The sequence below is a fragment of the Spirosoma knui genome (assembly GCF_054780635.1).
Map to the genome: position 1 here is coordinate 48,881 of NZ_BAAGVY010000004.1, position 17,391 is coordinate 66,271.

Here is a 17,391-nt window from a genome sequence, read left to right on the forward strand (position 1 = left end):
GAAAAACGTAAATCTATAGAATGCTTCAACTCGCTCCCGGTACCTACCGGACTACTATTCGAAGGCTCTGGCGGTACTCCCTGTTAGGCGTTATTTTATTGATATTGTATATTCTGGCTGTTAGTTACAATTTCCTGTGGCTCTTCGGCGGAATGCCTAGTTTGAAAGCACTCGAGAACCCGAAAAGCGAAGAAGCATCGGAAGTGTACACCGCCGATAATCAGCTCCTGGGAAAATATTACGTCGAAAACCGCACCCCGATCGAAATCTCACAGGTATCGCCCAATGTTATCTCGGCTCTGTTAGCGACAGAAGATGCCCGCTTTGCGAAGCACTCCGGTATCGATCCGCGCTCGCTTTTTCGGGCGGTAAGCGGCTTTGTTACGTTCCGCGACGCATCGAGTTCGGGAGGAGGTAGTACGTTGACTCAACAGACGGCCAAAAATCTGTTCGACACTCGGCAGGAAGAGCTTCGTGGTGTTTTAGGAAACATCCCTATTATCGGCCTCATCATTGCCAAGACTAAGGAGTGGATTCTGGCGGTTCGTCTGGAGCGGAATTACACCAAACAGGAGGTCATGATGATGTACCTCAACACGGTTTCTTTCGGTAACAATACGTATGGCATTAAAACGGCGGCTAAGACGTATTTTGGGAAAGAGCCATGGAATCTGAACGTTGAAGAAGCGGCTATGCTGGTGGGTATGCTTAAAAATCCCACCCTGTATAATCCCCGCCTATTCGAAAATCGCACCCGGGAGCGTCGGAACGTAGTCTTGAGCCAGATGCGGAAATACAAATTCCTGACCGATGAACAGTACTACACCTACAAGTTAAAACCGCTTAAGCTTGATTTCAGCGTTGAGAACCAAAACACGGGGATGGCTGCTTATTTCCGGTCGGTCATCAGTGGCGACATCAAACGCTGGATTAAAGCGTATAATGAAGAAAACCCCGGTGCGGAATTAGACCTGTATACAAGTGGGTTGAAGATTTACACGACGATCGATTCGCGTATGCAGGCATATGCTGAAGAAGCTGTAATGACCAACATGCGCGATCAGCAGAAAAAGTTTTATGAACACTGGCGCGGACGCAATCCCTGGGTTCAAAAAGACTCCCGCTCGAAAAAGTACGTCGAAATCCCCGGCTTTATCGAAACAGTGGCGCGTCGGACCACTCGTTACAAACAGCTGAAGGCGGCTTACGGCGACGACGAAAAAACGATTTGGCAGGAGATGCGAAAACCTACCAAAATGAAAGTTTTTGTGTATGGTGGCCGACGTAATGAGAAAGATACAACCATGAGTCCGCTGGACTCGATCAAGTATTATAAACGCTTGCTTAATACCGGCTTCATGTCAATGGACCCTCGGTATGGACACGTGAAAGCCTGGGTCGGTGGTGTCAGCTTCAAGCACATGAAGTTCGACCACGTCCGCCAAAGTCGACGCCAGCCAGGATCGACCTTCAAACCATTTGTGTACCTAACCGCAATGGACCAGGGATTTGTAACGCCCTGTAGCCATCTGGTTGATCGTCCTACTGTTTTTGCGCATGGCGAGGATAACAATGGTGGTCCGCCTTGGATGCCTAAGAACTCGACAGGACGCTACAGTGGTCGAAGTTTATCATTACGTGAAGCGTTGGGGCAGTCGATCAATACCGTCAGTGCACAGCTCATCAAAAAGACCCGGGCGGCAGCTGTGATCAAATACGCACACGAAATGGGTATCGAAAGCAAAGATCTGCCAGAAAACCCAACGCTATGCCTGGGTACCGGTGATGTTTCTGTGTACGAAATGGTAGCGGCTTACTGTGCCTTTGCCAATGGCGGCATTCGGGTACGTCCCATGATGATTCTACGGATTACCGATAAGAATGGCAACGTACTGAAAGTATTTACGCCTGATGCGAATCAGGTGATCAGTGCGAACCGGGCGTACGAAATGCTACACCTGATGCGGGGAGCGGTTGAAGAGCCGAATGGTACGGCGCAGCGTTTGCGGACGCAGTACAAACTCATGGAAGGCGGTAATGAAATCGCGGCCAAGACGGGTACAACCTCTAACTATTCGGATGCCTGGTTCATGGGGATGACTCAGCATTTGGTATCCGGCTTATGGGTAGGTGGTGATGACCGGCCGATTCACTTCCGGACGATTGAGCTAGGGCAAGGTGGCCGTTTAGCTATGCCAGCCTGGGCTATGTATATGCAGAAAGTCTATAAAGACCCGACGCTAACCCAATACCGGCCTGAACCCTTCCGGAAGCCCAATAATTTCAAGATCGATTGCGGTGGCTACCATATTGACTCTTCACAACGGTACATTCCGCCTAAGGTTGTTCCCGAAGATGAAGAGGAAATACTGCAATAGATTCGTCTGTACGCCTGTGTCCAGCTTGGGCCGTCAGTAACACGCCAACTATGCGCATTCTGCTTGCTCCCGATAAATTTCGTGGTTCGCTCACGGCTCAGTCGGTAGCTCAGGCGATGGCAGAAGGCGTACGGCTCGCCGATATAAACGCCGAAGTTACCTTGGTTCCCTTAGCCGACGGTGGTGAAGGAACCGCCGAAATTTTAACGCAGGCGACTGATGGTAACTGGCATATTACACTTGTCAACGATCCACTTGGGCGACCGATTGAAGCAGGTTTTGGTGTCTCGGCTGATGGCAAAACGGCTTTTATTGAAATGGCCTTAGCCTCTGGTCTCCAACTCCTTGACCCTGCCGAACGAAATCCGCTGCTGACCAGTACGTATGGAACAGGCCAACTTATTCGTCATGCCTTGACGATTGGTGCTGAACATATAGTGCTGGGTATTGGCGGCAGTGCTACGACTGATGCTGGTATTGGTATGGCGGCTGCTCTGGGTTGGTCTTTTTTAGATGAAAACGGGCTTGAGTTACCCCCAACTGGAGCGTCGTTATCGAGAATTTGTCAGATTTCCCCTCCAGTTCTCCCCGCTCAACGGCCTTATTCAGTATCGGTAGCCTGCGACGTAACGGCTCCTTTATTCGGCCCTAGTGGAGCCGCTTATGTATATGGTCCGCAAAAAGGAGCGACGCCGGAGATGGTTGACCAACTGGATGCAGGGCTCCAGCAGTTTGCCCATGTAATCAATGAGCAGTTCGGGGCCGACGTAGCAACGATTCCCGGATCGGGTGCTGCTGGTGGACTAGGCGCTGGTGCCTTGTCTTTTCTGAACGCAACCCTTCGCCCCGGCGTCGACGTAGTGCTTGAAGCGGTTCACTTCGACCAACGGGCGGCACATGCCGATCTGATTTTAACGGGAGAGGGGAAGCTCGACCAACAGACGTTGCAGGGTAAGCTGTTGAAAGGCGTCACAGATCGCTCGGTTGCAGCGGGCGTTCCAATAGTGGCTTTATGCGGTACGCTTGAACTGACGCCAGAGGAGATTAGTTCGTTGGGGCTTACCGCTGCATTTTCCGTACTGAATCGCCCTGAACGGCTTGACGAAGCGGTACTTACTGCTTACAGTGACGTACGGCAGGCAACCTTTAACGTATGCCGCTTGTTTCTTTCATACCTCAGCGCTGACAAGAAATGAGGTAATCAACCGTCGATAGTATGCCCGAATTTGATTACAGAAAGGAGTTAGCTAAAGTCCCTCATGAGCCGGGGGTCTATCGCTATTTTGACGCGTCGGGTGAAGTAATCTATGTAGGAAAGGCGAAAGATTTAAAGAATCGCGTTAGCAGCTATTTTACCAACTCGAAACAACACGATCGTAAGACGTTGCGTCTGGTCAGTCAGATTCGTAAGATTGAGTTTACGATCGTCAATACGGAGTTTGATGCGCTGTTGTTAGAAAATCAGCTGATCAAACGCTACCAGCCCAAGTTCAATATTCTTCTGCGGGATGACAAAACGTATCCGTTCGTTTGTGTAACCAATGAGCACTTTCCACGTGTGATCACAACCCGGCGAATTGATCGCAAACTGGGTACCTTTTACGGCCCATTTGCCAATCTAAAGCCTATGTATACAGTGCTCGATATGTTCAGCCAGCTGTTCACCATCCGCACCTGTAATTACAATCTTGCCCCGGAAAATATCGAAGCTGGTAAGTACAAGGTATGTCTGGAATATCATATCGGCAATTGCAAAGGCCCCTGCGAAGGCAAACAGGCCGAAGCGGATTATGATAAAGATATTGAGCAAGTTCATCACATCCTAAAGGGTAATTTAAAACCAGCGCAGGAGTATTTTAAGAATCGGATGGTCCAGGCGGCTGGTGAACTGGCGTTTGAACAGGCCCAGCAGCACAAAGAGAAGTTGGATGTACTACAGCGTTTTCAAAGCAAGTCGACAGTAGTGAATCCTAAAATTGCCGATGCTGATGTATTCACGATTGCCTCCGATGAATCCTGCGCCTATATTAACTTCATGAAGGTTGTCAATGGCACTATTGTTCAAACGCATACCGTCGAAGTTAAAAAGAAACTAGATGAAACTGACCCCGATCTGCTCGCGATGATGATCATTGAATTCCGCGACCAGTACGGTAGTCAGGCTAAGGAAATTATCTCAAACATAACGCTGGATGTAGACCTGAATGCCGAAGTGACCGTTCCGCAAATTGGCGATAAGAAGAAGCTGCTGGACATGTCGCTGAAGAACGTACTGTATTTTCGGCGTGAACGTCAGGAACGCGCGGCTGCCGAAGCGACCGCTAATGCTAGTAAAAAAGATCGGGTTTTGCTTCGGTTGAAACAGGATTTGCAGCTCAAAACAGTCCCCAACCGAATCGAGTGTTTCGATAACTCAAATATTCAAGGCACGAATCCGGTTTCGGCAATGGTCTGTTTTATAGGTGGTAAACCAGCGAACAAAGAATATCGACATTTCTCCATAAAGACGGTTGTTGGCCCCAACGATTTCGCCAGTATGCATGAAGTGGTTACGCGCCGGTATACGCGCGTGTTGGAAGAAGAAACGGGCCTGCCGGACCTAATTGTGATTGATGGCGGCAAAGGGCAACTCAGCGCTGCCTGTGATGCTCTGAAGGCATTGGACCTGTACGGTAAAGTGCCTATCATCGGCATTGCCAAACGACTCGAAGAAATTTACTTTCCTGAAGATAACTTACCCTTATACATCGATAAGAAGTCGGAATCGTTGAAGTTGATTCAGCGTATTCGGGATGAGGCTCACCGCTTTGCCATTACGTACCATCGCGACAAACGGAGCCGTAATAGCCTGATCAGTGAGCTGGAAAACGTGGAAGGTATAGGAAAGAAAACGGCCGCGAAACTGTTAAAACACTTTAAAGGCGTCAAAAAAATCAGAGAAGCGTCCTTTGATGAGGTAGCCGAAGTCGTGGGTAAAGATCGGGCCAGCAAGCTCAAGGTTTACTTTGAAACAATCGAGCAATAAACGTAACGTGACTTTGGTCATCTCCAGAAACAGAAAAGGAGCCATCAGGCTCCTTTTCTGTTATAATTGAATGGCTTAGTATTCCCACAGGCTGTGTTCGGTTTCCATCAGCTCATATTCCGTTTGATACGACTTCAGCAAGCCCTCGCGGTCGCCGTACATACCAATCAAATCGGTATCGTTTGGATTGGCCACTTTTGTGATGCGACCGTAAAACAACCGTAGATCAAACGCATCAGCTAGGTTTTTGTGTTGAGCCTGATTCTGCGGGTTATACCAGATAAACTTCTTCGGATCGCTCCGGAACAGTTTATCTAAGTCTTTATACTTGAACGTAGCGAGTGGTACTTCCAGCCCAGCTGCATTCTTATCCGATGGTAGATAAATCGTTACCGTTTGAATGTCATAATACAAACGCGAACGCTTCCGGTCGAAGATCCAGTCTTCCTTGATCTCCATCACGTTAAATTCCTTCGCAAAGTATTCATCTCCGGCGGGAACGGTCGAAGCCACCTGAGCTGTAGTATCTACTTTCGGCTCTTCAATAACGGGTACTTTGGCTCCTTTTTTACCTTTCGTATTTTTAGCCGTTGCTTTCTTTTTAGCGGGTGCCCCCCAGCCGTCGTCAGTAGATTTTGCAGCAGCCTTTGGTGCTCCCCAACCATCATCAGCTGGCTTCTTCGCAGCAGGCTTTTTAGGATCTGGCTTGGTTGGATTCCCCCAACCATCTGAAGAGGTGCTTCCTGCGGCTTCATTTCCAAAACCAGCCGCAATTTCTTCGGCAGACAGTTGAGGAGCAGAGTTTGGCACTAGCAACCGTTCCTGAAATTTTTGCGGATTTAGTTTTGTCGCTACCGAATCATTCGCGTAAGCATCAATCAAACCCGCTTTAGCGGCTTCGATCAGATACTTGGAGATTTCGTTGTTTTTTGAGAACATCGACTGATTCTGTTTCTCCCTTAGGTCGATCCGACGCCAAAGGGTTTTCTTCATCATGATGTCGTTCTCATTGATAGCACGAACTGACAGATCATTGGTGCCAGTGCTCGCTTTCTCCTGTGCTATCGCTCCACTACTGGCTACTGCTAACAGGGTAGCAGCTACTGCCATCGTTCTTACTTGTTTCATTTGCTGACCTAGTTTGTGCTTACTGCAACTTAGTAACGACGTAAGTTCTTAATTCGTGCACTTAATACAAGTTAACCGAAGTAATGGGTTTGCCCATGGGAACATCACTGATATTACCTTGGAAGTTCCGACGCTGTACACCATCAACTTCAATCACCAATCGGTCACCAGGCTGAGCTTCGGAGGCTAAAGAGCCGATTGAACCACCGTTGGGGCCAAGGCTTATAGGGCTTCCAACACGACGCGTTCCACGTCCTAACGAAACTGTAACGCCAGTCACCCGGAAATTAGCATCATCAGGAGAATAGTTACGGAAACTTTCATCCGCTACAGCAGATACCCGAACGCTACGTGCCGATGATACTGGCAAACCTCTAGGGTCAGTAATTCTTTGTCCCCCAATCAAGTATTCTAACGTAGGACGAGGCACCTTGTTTACTCGGAAGCGCTCGGTCCCTAACAAACTACCGCTGTTGCTAATATTCAGACTTACTTGTGCTGAACTTGGTACTACGGTAATCTTGCCCTTCTCACCAGACGGAATAACCTGTGCCCCATCAGCCGAGAAGTTTGGACTCCACAAAGCCCCTAACTGTGGACTTTGAATGCTCAGTTTGTTAGCACAACCTAAATACAGCGGGGGCATTGTACCGGTCTCAATCTGGTACGAAGGCTTCGCAACGAAGTATTCAGCCTGTAAAGGCACTGTTTTGGTGCCGGCGGCCGTTTGGTACGAAATAGCTCCTGATAACACCCGACGTGCTAAACCATTCTTATCATAAGCACCACCTTGGGCGGTGAATTCAACAATGCCCTGTCCGTCCTGCATACGTACCGGACCACCATTTAAACTCATGCGTGGTTGGATACCTGACGAAGATGCAGCCAGAAACATTTGCCCTTTAAACTTCGTACCCGCAACAACCACTTTAGATTCCATGCTCAACATCGCCAGAATCTTATCAAACTTAACATCCTGTGCGCCTACTTTGCTGGCCAATACATTCAAAACCTCACCTTCAATCCGACGTACGTCTGTCTGGCGTTGGGTCAGTACAGCTAAAGCAGCAGGAACCGGCGTTTGCGCAAAGTTCAGCTCACCAAAATCTTTAAGACGCTGCTCTGGCGAACGGCTCGAAATGGGATCGTCTTTACCATTCAGCGCCAACGAAGTGTATTTAGCAGTACTGTATTTACCTAAACTTTCTAAGTAATCATCGAGCTGCTTTTTCAGTTTGTACGCTTCACCATTGTGGTTACCGCCAACCATGATTTGAGCAACTTTCTCTTCCTCACTCAGATTTTTGATATTTCCAGCCTCGTCGGTTCCTCCGCCTGCTTCACTGATAATCCGTTCCTTCAGCGCATCGATCTGACCGATGACATCACCCGTCATTTTACGGACCTCATCGGCCTGCTTCACAATCGCAAGATCAGCCGCCCGGTTACCTGATTTTTCAACAGTAGCCCGAATATTATCAACGGTAGATTGGTTAACCCGGCTAGCCGACATAGTAGACTGCTCAAGGCTATTATTTAATAATACAAATTTCTCCAGAATCGCCGAGGTGACTTGTAAAGCCAGCAACGCGGTCAAAACCAGATACATCATCCCGATCATCTTCTGACGGGGTGTCTCTTTTGCGCCTGCCATTTATGTATGGTAGTAATGAAAAAAAGTTGGAGAGTTACAAAGTCGTACAGTTATACAGTTACAGAGTTGCCAAGTTCTTGAAACTCTGTAACCACCTAACCTTATAACTTTTTTTAATTGCCGCGCATTGCGGTCAGCATGCTGCCGTATACGTTGTTAAGCGATGCCAGATTGCCCGTTAGTTTAGCCAGTTCATTTTTGAACTGCTGCGTATCACGGCTCGCATCCGTCATATTTTCCATAGCCGAAGTTAAGCTACCATAGAAGGCGTTCATCGCTTTCAGATGCTTGTTGGTGTCCTGCAGCTCCAGTTCGTAAACTGCATTCAAAGCACCCATATTCTTCGTTACTTTTTGCGTCTGATCGCGAAGTTCTTTCGTATCATTCGTAGCGTCGGCCATTGAGCTAACTGCCGTAATAGCCGTGTTATACGACTTATTCATTTCTGACAATGATTGCGACGCCGTTTTCACGTTACGTGCGTAATCATTGGTAGCCACCGTTGCATCGGTAAGATCCGTCAGTTTCGAGACGGTGTCGTTCAGGCTGCGGAAACCCGTTCCTAATTTCTCGAACACGTCAGGCGTTACTTTTGCCTGTGCCAACATCTGATCCATATTAGCGGTAAGGCCGTTAGGCTGAGCAATCGGCTTGCGCGCTTCACCTTTAAAATCATCAGCCAGCTCCGGATAAACCCGCTCCCAAGCGTAGCCATCACCCGACGTAGCGGGGAAAAGGAAGCTTTGCATTGCGTAAAGCGCAAAAATCACGGCTTCAATAATCAGACCCACAGTTAGCAACCAGCTAAGCGAGGTAATATGTTGAATTTTAGCCATTGCCCCTAAGACAACAACGGCGGCACCGGCACTATAAATGGTTGGTACTAAACGATCCCAGAAGAAATTTACTGACTTTGCTGCTGCCATGACGAGCGATTATTGTTAATTATAACTGACTGTGTGCGGGTTTCTTTATTGTAACGATCAACGTTACGTACTCAATACTCTATTGTGTATTAAACCTTATCTTTTGACGCTTTTTTGCTGCTTTTAGGCTTACTGCTGCCCCCTACTCGACCACCCCGCGCTGAAGCGGTACGTCCTTCGAGGTTATCCATTACGCAACGGAAACCGATGAACGAGCGTTTCTGATCTTCGTATTCGTAGTAGCGTGTACCGGTTTCCAGGTAGTACGCAATATCTTTCCAGGAACCGCCCCGCACAACTTTCCGAGGCTCGTCGGCATTCTGGTTATCGGGGTTCATGTCCCAAACAATGGCGTTGGAGTTGTCGGCGTACGCATCACGGCACCATTCGGCTACGTTTCCAGCCATGTTGTAAAGACCGTAATCATTTGGGCTGTAGGCAGTCGCTGGGGCTGTATATGGGTACCCATCTGCATCAAAATTGCCCCGCTGTGGTTTAAAGTTTGCCAGATAGCAACCTTTGCCATTCGCTACGTAGGGGTTCCCCCAAGGATATTTAGCCCCCTGTTTACCACCGCGGGCAGCCCACTCCCATTCTGCTTCTGATGGAAGCCGGAACCGTGGTGAATTGAACTGGCCTTCTTTCGTGCGGTAATCATTATACACATTTGTACGCCATTGGCTGAAGTGCTGTGCAGCTTTCCAGCTTACGCCTACAACCGGATACGTATCAAACGCTGGATGGGCAAAGTAATATTCTAACATCGGATCCCCGTTGTGGTAAGTGAAGTCGTTTTTCCACACCGTCGTGTCAGGATAAAACTTCGACATAATTTCTTCTTCACCCAGGGTCGATACGGAGTCAGCCAATAATGCATTGACGTATTGACGGTACTCATGGTTCGAGATTTCAGCATCATCCATGTAGAATGAGCTGATGGTTACCTGACGGTTCATGTTGATTTGCGTCGCGGCTACGTCTTCGTCAGCCTGACCCATGATAAACGAACCGGATGGAACCAGTACCATGCCGTAGGGTGTGGTTTGCTTGTAGCCTTTACGACCGGTTGCTGTAATTTCCCCGTTCGTGACGCCTACATCGCCCCCTTTGCCACCCTTACCACCAAATTTTGACTTAACGAATCCGCAACCTTGCATTAGCAGGAACACTGCTGCGACCATCACCATCCGGGTTGCATTGATTGTAAACCAGTTATACTTCATCTTTGTAGGCTATTTTACCTTCTTCTTGTGCGAGACCAGACTAAAAACGAAAATCTGTTTGGTTATTGTATGTAAGGCTGTAGGGCTCAGATTTATTTTCTGTTCACGCTTCACCTCAAACGATTCTACCTTATGTAACGGCTTACATCGCCACGATAGCCAATTCAACAAAAATAAATTGTTGAATGCAAACTGCCTAACAAGAATGTTGCCAAAATGTTGGCTAAGCCCTATAGCATCGTGAAAACGTACAACCTTCTATTCTATTAATACCGAAACCGCGGAGTACGCACTATTGGCTTCTTACGGGCATCAGGTGCCGGAAAGGCGTAAGCCAGCAAAATCTCGTGCGAAGTCGGGCTTTTTACTTGCGCTCCTCCAGCGGTAATGTCCAGTGAATAGCCAACACGCAGCGCGTTGTTACGCATCAGGTTGATACCAGCGGTTGCCATCACTGCATCTTTCAGTCGATACCCTACCCCGCCCCATATACGATTGTCATACGTAGCGACCAGATTTAACGTAGCGGCTGATCCTTTGATCCCTTCAACGGTGCTGTATTGAACCAGTATCGAGGGTTGTACGTCGATGTCGTATCCTATACCCAACCGATAGCCAGCTGTCAGATACGCTTTACTATTAGAAGGTTCAATTGATCGGTCGGTAATAAAATTGTATGTAGCGCGATTAAGGTGAGTCATACTCAAGCCAACCCAATAATCGGTCGTATTGTAATACACCCCAGCCGATAAATCGGGCTTGAACTGACTGATTCGGCCGGTCGGAATCAGTGGATCGCCCGGCTCTCCGGGACGCAGCTGGCCAAAGTCGATGCCCCGGTTGAACAACCCAGTCTGTACGCCTAATGCCAACGTACCACTTTTCAGTGTCATTCGATATGCATACGCGATTTGCACGGCCTGGTTGATGGTAGGTCCAAATTTATCGTTCAGCGCGTAAATGCCTATTCCACCTTTGATCTTAGCTAACGGCATGTTGAACGACAATAATTGGGAACTCTGAGCGCCACCCGGATCATTGTTGCCGACGGTCTGGTAGCCCAGATACTGCGTTCGTTGCGTAATCTGCAGTCGCGATACACCTTCCGAGCCTGCGGCTGCCGGATTGTAGTAAAGCGGATTGTACATATACATGCTGAACTGCGGATCTTGTTGTGCCCTGGCAGTCTGACTAACCCCAAGTAGTATCAACAAAGCAAGAACGTAAAATGTGCGAATCATACAACCAAAATGAAATGTTGAACAGCTAAAGTCTTCCTTTACAGCAACGTTCAGTATACACGAATTACCTTTACAACTAAACGCCTTTCGAGGCAAATTATTGAACTGGAATAAAGGCTGAATGCCGGAAATGAGCTAGTGATCTCAATCTCCGGCATTCGACGTTTGTATAACAACACCTTTTACTGATTGTTGGCCTTTTTGATGTATAAGTCCAGCGCTCCGGTCATGGAGGGAGCATTAGGTAAAGGAGCTTCAATATCAAGCAGCAAGCCGGCATCAGTAATTGCTTTGGCCGTTGTCGGACCAAAGGCAGCCATCCGGGTTCCGTTCTGCTTATAGTCCGGGAAGTTGCTCAACAGAGAGCTTACGCCCGAGGGACTGAAAAAGGCAATGATGTCGTAGCTATGAATATCCAGATCCGACAGGTCCGTTGGTACGGTGTCGTACATCACAGCTTCCGTAAAATGCAGGCTGCTGGTATCCATAAACTCCGGAATATCGTTCCGGCGGATGTTGGAGCACGGAAACAGGAATTTCTCGTTCTTGTGCTTTTTGATCAGATCAAATAGCTCCGTAGCGGTTTTTGTACCGTTGAAAATTTTCCGCTTCCGAATCACGATATACTTCTGAAGGTAGTTAGCTGTCTGCTCCGAAATACAGAAGTATTTCATATCGGCAGGCACTTCGATCCGGCCTTCCTGACAAATCCGGAAGAAATGGTCAATCGCGTTCCGACTGGTGAAAATGATGGCAGTATGCGCCAGGATATTGATTTTCTGACGCCGAAAATCTTTAAACGATTCGCCCTGAATCTGGATAAACGGCCGAAAATCAATATGAAGGTTGTACTTGCTAACTAAATCAAAATAAGGAGATTTTTCGTCGGCGGGGCGGGATTGGGTTACTAACAGCCGGTTAACTTTCGTGAGCCGGTCTTCGGTGGATTGCATGCTGGTCTCGTTCATTGAATCTCTACTCGTTTCGATAGTCAGTTATCAGTTCTTAGTGCCTCAGCGACGCAACTGCCAACTGTTCATCGCTCACTTTTACTGAAAACTCATTCATCATAGTGCGAAGCGCAAACCAATGATGAGTGGAATCAATTCAACGATACAAAGGTACGAAAATAAATAAAGATTTTTGATAGGCTCCATCGTGCGTATGACAAAGTAAAGTAAGGCCAAACGTGCGATGTAAAAACCGATCAGGGGCAAAAACAAAGCGCCCTCCGGCCAGGACGTTGCCGCTGTGTTATAGGAAATAACGGCTAGCACAACCGTTGAACCCGAAAAGAACAACAACGATGACTGTATAATCTTGAAATAATGGACGTTAATGATACTCTGCAACTTGTACAGTCCGCCCAGCACTTCCAGCGCAAGGTATTTCCCCATTAAGCTCAGAAACGCCAACCCTGTCAGCACTAAGAATTCGCCGACTAGCCACCCAAATTGCTGCTCACGCAACAGCAAGGTCCGGGACTCAAAAACCTCAAGATTTCGGCTCTGAACGAAAATGATTAGATAAGCAACGACAAAGCTTAAATTCAGCGTGAACCAGATATTCGTGCTGCTTAAAGGCCGGTTGATCAAAAATGACTCTTCCTGAGCACGTAGTGACAGAAGATCGCGGAAGCTATAAAATCGTTGAAAAGCCCGAGGGTAAGCCGTGTACAAAAAAGCATGCGTAGCCAGCAGAAACAGCAACCCGATATTCAGGAAGTTGTCGTAAACGGCTTGCGGACGGGGACGTACACTTAAGTTATCATCGCGTAGAACGACCGGTTTTTGGGTAGCCGATTTCGGATAGCCGATAAATAACTGCTTATCCGCCAGTCCAGGGGCTCCGTAGAGCGTCAGAAATACCTCGGGTTGCCGATACACCCGGTACAGGCTGTCGATACTGAGCACCTGCCATTGATTAGCCCGTAGCTTACGTTTCAGAGCGGCATTTATAAAGAGGTAGCCGTCCTGCTGCGTAGAAATCAGCAAACTATAGTGACGGTTACTCTCCAGGTCAACGTAAACGCTGAGGGCTGTTTCGTCCGCATGTTGTTCCACGATATACGGTACGTACGCTTTCGTACGTTCGTCGTACACCTGAAAATCTTCCCGGAAATTGTGGATCGGATAAAACCTTCCGTTGGGGCCAATGCCGCTCGTACGGGGCTGACCAAATGTAAAGAGCGAAAGGGCGAACGAGTGAAAGAGCGTTATTATACAGATAGCCAGTATATGTCTCCTCTTCACCTTAACTCGTTCGCTCATTCGCTCTTCCATTCCGATTCGGCGTTCCGATTCGCTTCTTTATTTGCCCAGTGCTTTCAGCATGGTGTCGCCAATTAAGGCAGGTGATTCAACCACGTGAATGCCGCATTCCCGCATGATGGCCATTTTTGCCGCGGCCGTATCATCAGCTCCGCCGACAATAGCACCAGCGTGGCCCATCCGACGACCTTTGGGGGCTGTCTGACCAGCGATGAATCCAACAACGGGTTTACGATTTCCGTCGGCCTTGATCCAGCGTGCAGCTTCAGCTTCCATACCACCACCGATTTCACCAATCATTACGATCGCTTCGGTTTCGGGGTCGTTCATGAGCAGTTCAACCGCCTGCTTGGTGGTCGTGCCAATAATCGGGTCGCCCCCAATGCCGATAGCCGTTGACTGGCCCAGACCGGCTTTTGTCAGCTGATCAACCGCTTCGTAGGTTAACGTACCGGATTTGGAAACGATACCGACCGTACCTTTTTTGAAAATGAAGCCCGGCATGATGCCAACCTTACATTCTTCGGCCGTCATAACGCCCGGGCAGTTTGGTCCGATTAACCGTACTTCTTTATCGGCCAGGTAGTTTTTCACCGCTACCATATCTTCGGTCGGAATGCCCTCGGTAATGCAGATGATGACCTTTATACCCGCATCGGCCGCTTCCATAATGGCATCGGCCGCGAAAGCAGGCGGCACAAAAATGATCGATACGTCGGCCCCAGCCTCGTTTACCGCCTGCTGAACCGTATTGAACACAGGACGGTCGAGGTGAGTTTGTCCGCCTTTACCCGGCGTTACGCCCCCAACTACGTTAGTCCCATATTCAATCATTTGCTGGGCGTGAAAACTGCCTTCCGAGCCGGTAAAGCCCTGGACGATAACTTTGGAGTCTTTGTTAACTAAAACACTCATGACGGTTTGTAAATCGTTGGCGATGCAGTTAAGGAGAAGCTAGCCTGACAGAAAAAATAATAAAGACCCATCACTATTAATTTAGTCTTTACCTCTTTCCTTCCTCTTTTCATCTCATAAAAGTTGGGCAAAAGTAGCCGAAACTTCGTAAATTACGTGATGATTTTTTCGCACATTCTCTCGGGTTCAGTCTTAGCCGGAGCGGGCTTTGGCGTGTTTTGGCACTTCTTCGGCCGCATTTCCTTGTTCAACCGGTTACTCTGGGGCTTCTTTCTCTTAACAACCTCGCTGGCGGCTCTAATTGGCGTGGCCCTGTATGCTGGTAATGATGCGCTGAAGCCGCTGCATAGCTCGATGATTGTGTTGTCGGATACCTTAGGCGTCGTTTGTGTGGTAACGGCCGTATATGCCCTGCTCAATCGCCGTACGCTTACCTTACTCACCTTCGTCGCTGCGGTCCTGTTTGGTCTCTTCCTATTCATCAGCCTGCTCCTGCCTGACGTACGCGTGTTTACGCCGATTGTACCGTCGCTGGGTATTCTGGCCTTGATGCTGCTGGCCGTTTTCTCGCTGCTGCAACGTAACAAACGTGGCTTGTGGGTGGTACTGGCCGCTATGATGATGGGCCTGGCTACAAAAGCGGATGCGTTCGATGGTATTATTCATCCCACCGATTTCTTTCATTACGCCAATGCGTTAGCACTCTGGTTTTTCGGAAAGGCAGCCGAACGATGAGCGATAACTTTAGCGGTAGTTTATAGTTTGACAGGTGTAGAGGTCATCCACCACAGTACAATTATAAACTCAATAGCGTTGGATCTTTTAGAACTGGCTCAGGACCCGAAAAAAACGGCCAAAGCCGCCAAACTTCTTTACGTGAGTGATACGATGCCTGGCATCACCCGTCAGCGCAACGGCGACCGATTTGTTTACCTCACGTCCGATGGCGATGAAGTTGATGATGAAGAAACGTTAGCTCGTATTCGCAGTATGGCGTTGCCACCAGCCTGGGAGAACGTCTGGATTAGCCCCAAGGCCAATGGGCACCTGCAGGCAACCGGTATTGATACTAAAAGTCGAAAGCAGTACCGCTACCACGCCAACTGGAACGCGATACGTAGTGAAACTAAGTTTTTCCGGATGGTGGCTTTTGGGGAAGCGCTGCCGCTTTTACGGGCTCGTTTGGATAAAGACTTAAAACAACGCGAACTCACCCGCGAGAAAGTTATTGCCGTTGCGTTGAGTGTAATGGAGCAAACGCTGATTCGCGTAGGCAATGCGGCATACGAGAAAGAATACGGTTCTTACGGCTTAACCACGCTGAAAGATCGGCACGTAAAGCTGGAAGGTAGTGAGGTTCGGTTCAGCTTTAAAGGCAAAAAAGGCATTTACCACGACATTACGTTGCACGACCGGCGCTTGTCTCGTCTGGTCAAAGCGTGTCGCGACATACCCGGTAAAGAGCTGTTTCAGTATTTCGACGAAAATGGCGACCGACGGTCGATTGACTCGGGCATGGTTAACGACTACTTACACGAAACGATGGGCAGTGATTTTTCGGCCAAAGATTTCCGCACATGGGCCGGAACGGTAAACGCGCTTCGGCTTTTGGTAGAACTGGAACCTTGCGAAACCGAAAAAGAACTGAAGAAAAACGTAAATACCGTACTGGATGAAGTCTCCCATCAACTGGGCAACACACGTACGGTTTGCCGCAAGCATTACGTCCACCCCCAAATTCTGGAAGCCTACGAGTGCCGCGATCTAAACCCATATATTGAACATAAAAATCGCTTTCGGCAAACAAGCCCCCACGGTCTCGACGGTGTTGAAAAACTACTCTTAAAATTCCTGAAAGATCAGGTTAAAAAAGTAGTGAAAAGCCCTGCGGCTAAAAAGGCAGTAGCTTAATGCGTAGCCTTGACCCACTGATTGTGTTGACAATTAGGACAAATAGGCTGGCTACTTGCAGCAAACGTTTGAATATTGCCGCAGGTTGTACAGGCGTACGTCCCAGCTTCGGCAATTGTTTCGGTAGAGTTTTGCAAAGCTTTCGGCATAACTGGCAAACCGGCTTTTACGTCATTTTGAGGGTATTGAAACACGCTTACTTCGCCGGTTGGCTCAAGAATAGCGGCCTGTACTTCGCCCAACTGCTTTATTCCCGCTAACCGAAGTTCAGTAAAAAGCTCGTCCTGCGTCAGGTCCTCCTTCTTGAAGTTTTTGATTAAAATACAGCCTCCTTCTACTACGTATACAGGTTTACCCTCTAAAAACTCCCGAACGACTCGGTTGGAATCAGAAAGCCTGGTAATGAGCTTGTAGCAAATCATCATTACCGTGAACACGACTATGACCGAGAGCAGTGGTACATCTTCGTAAAACATTGGATCGCCAGCCGCCGAACCTAATCCAATAACAAGAACCAGCTCGAACACAGACAATTGCTTAATCTGGCGTTTACCCGAGATTTTTAAGGCAATCAATAACACCAAGAACATTACCAGCGTACGAAACGCCACCTCACCTAAATACGTCAGGGGAAGTTCATTCGTTAATACGCGCACCCAATCAAAGGGCTCAACCGGTTGTTTCATTGTCTACGTAGTGAAGTGAATCAACAAAAAAGGG

Annotated in this window: 14 protein-coding genes; 5 read left to right on the forward strand and 9 right to left on the reverse strand. The window is 48.3% G+C overall.

What is annotated here, in order from left to right; genetic code table 11:
- Nucleotides 1-20: 20 nt before the first annotated feature.
- Genes ACYVIY_RS10790 through uvrC form a run of 3 tightly spaced genes read left to right on the forward strand, consistent with a single transcriptional unit; the run spans nucleotide 21 to nucleotide 5,403 of the window.
- The gene (locus ACYVIY_RS10790) at nucleotides 21-2,378 is read left to right on the forward strand and encodes a penicillin-binding protein 1A (RefSeq protein WP_460976350.1); all 2,358 of its coding nucleotides are present in this window, start codon (nucleotides 21-23) and stop codon (nucleotides 2,376-2,378) included.
- Nucleotides 2,379-2,428: 50 nt separating this feature from the next.
- Nucleotides 2,429-3,574, forward strand: coding sequence for a glycerate kinase (locus tag ACYVIY_RS10795; RefSeq protein ID WP_460976351.1), 1,146 nt, complete (start codon nucleotides 2,429-2,431; stop codon nucleotides 3,572-3,574).
- 20 nt (nucleotides 3,575-3,594) lie between these two features.
- Nucleotides 3,595-5,403, forward strand: a complete 1,809-nt coding sequence (gene uvrC, locus ACYVIY_RS10800; RefSeq protein ID WP_460976352.1) for an excinuclease ABC subunit UvrC — start codon at nucleotides 3,595-3,597, stop codon at nucleotides 5,401-5,403.
- Nucleotides 5,404-5,478: 75 nt separating this feature from the next.
- Here uvrC and ACYVIY_RS10805 read toward each other — a convergent pair whose 3' ends face one another.
- From ACYVIY_RS10805 to sucD, 8 genes are all read right to left on the reverse strand, one after another.
- Complete coding sequence (locus tag ACYVIY_RS10805; RefSeq protein WP_460976353.1) at nucleotides 5,479-6,531, reverse strand: gliding motility protein GldN; 1,053 nt, start codon at nucleotides 6,529-6,531, stop codon at nucleotides 5,479-5,481.
- 61 nt (nucleotides 6,532-6,592) lie between these two features.
- Nucleotides 6,593-8,185 (reverse strand): type IX secretion system motor protein PorM/GldM, encoded by a 1,593-nt coding sequence (gene porM, locus ACYVIY_RS10810; RefSeq protein WP_460976354.1) that lies wholly within the window; start codon nucleotides 8,183-8,185, stop codon nucleotides 6,593-6,595.
- Between the two features lie 113 nt (nucleotides 8,186-8,298).
- Nucleotides 8,299-9,111 carry a type IX secretion system motor protein PorL/GldL gene (porL, locus tag ACYVIY_RS10815; protein ID WP_460976355.1) on the reverse strand — a complete coding sequence of 271 codons (813 nt, stop codon included), beginning with the start codon at nucleotides 9,109-9,111 and terminating at the stop codon, nucleotides 8,299-8,301.
- 89 nt (nucleotides 9,112-9,200) lie between these two features.
- Nucleotides 9,201-10,334, reverse strand: a complete 1,134-nt coding sequence (gene porK, locus ACYVIY_RS10820; RefSeq protein WP_460976356.1) for a T9SS ring complex lipoprotein PorK/GldK — start codon at nucleotides 10,332-10,334, stop codon at nucleotides 9,201-9,203.
- 266 nt (nucleotides 10,335-10,600) lie between these two features.
- The gene (locus tag ACYVIY_RS10825; RefSeq protein ID WP_460976357.1) at nucleotides 10,601-11,575 is read right to left on the reverse strand and encodes a PorP/SprF family type IX secretion system membrane protein; all 975 of its coding nucleotides are present in this window, start codon (nucleotides 11,573-11,575) and stop codon (nucleotides 10,601-10,603) included.
- A 182-nt stretch (nucleotides 11,576-11,757) separates the two neighbouring features.
- Nucleotides 11,758-12,543, reverse strand: a complete 786-nt coding sequence (locus tag ACYVIY_RS10830) for a uroporphyrinogen-III synthase (protein ID WP_460976358.1) — start codon at nucleotides 12,541-12,543, stop codon at nucleotides 11,758-11,760.
- Between the two features lie 99 nt (nucleotides 12,544-12,642).
- Nucleotides 12,643-13,845 carry a DUF4271 domain-containing protein gene (locus ACYVIY_RS10835; protein WP_460976359.1) on the reverse strand — a complete coding sequence of 401 codons (1,203 nt, stop codon included), beginning with the start codon at nucleotides 13,843-13,845 and terminating at the stop codon, nucleotides 12,643-12,645.
- A gap of 39 nt (nucleotides 13,846-13,884) precedes the next feature.
- Nucleotides 13,885-14,760, reverse strand: a complete 876-nt coding sequence (gene sucD / locus ACYVIY_RS10840; RefSeq protein WP_460976360.1) for a succinate--CoA ligase subunit alpha — start codon at nucleotides 14,758-14,760, stop codon at nucleotides 13,885-13,887.
- A 159-nt stretch (nucleotides 14,761-14,919) separates the two neighbouring features.
- Between sucD and ACYVIY_RS10845 the strand changes: the two genes are divergently transcribed.
- Nucleotides 14,920-15,495 carry a DUF6962 family protein gene (locus ACYVIY_RS10845; protein ID WP_460976361.1) on the forward strand — a complete coding sequence of 192 codons (576 nt, stop codon included), beginning with the start codon at nucleotides 14,920-14,922 and terminating at the stop codon, nucleotides 15,493-15,495.
- 78 nt (nucleotides 15,496-15,573) lie between these two features.
- Nucleotides 15,574-16,671 carry a DNA topoisomerase IB gene (locus ACYVIY_RS10850; protein WP_460976362.1) on the forward strand — a complete coding sequence of 366 codons (1,098 nt, stop codon included), beginning with the start codon at nucleotides 15,574-15,576 and terminating at the stop codon, nucleotides 16,669-16,671.
- Here ACYVIY_RS10850 and ACYVIY_RS10855 read toward each other — a convergent pair.
- A complete protein-coding gene (locus tag ACYVIY_RS10855; RefSeq protein ID WP_460976363.1) occupies nucleotides 16,668-17,357 on the reverse strand; it encodes a DUF421 domain-containing protein in 690 nt (229 codons plus the stop codon). The genes ACYVIY_RS10850 and ACYVIY_RS10855 overlap by 4 nt on opposite strands.
- Nucleotides 17,358-17,391: the final 34 nt, after the last annotated feature.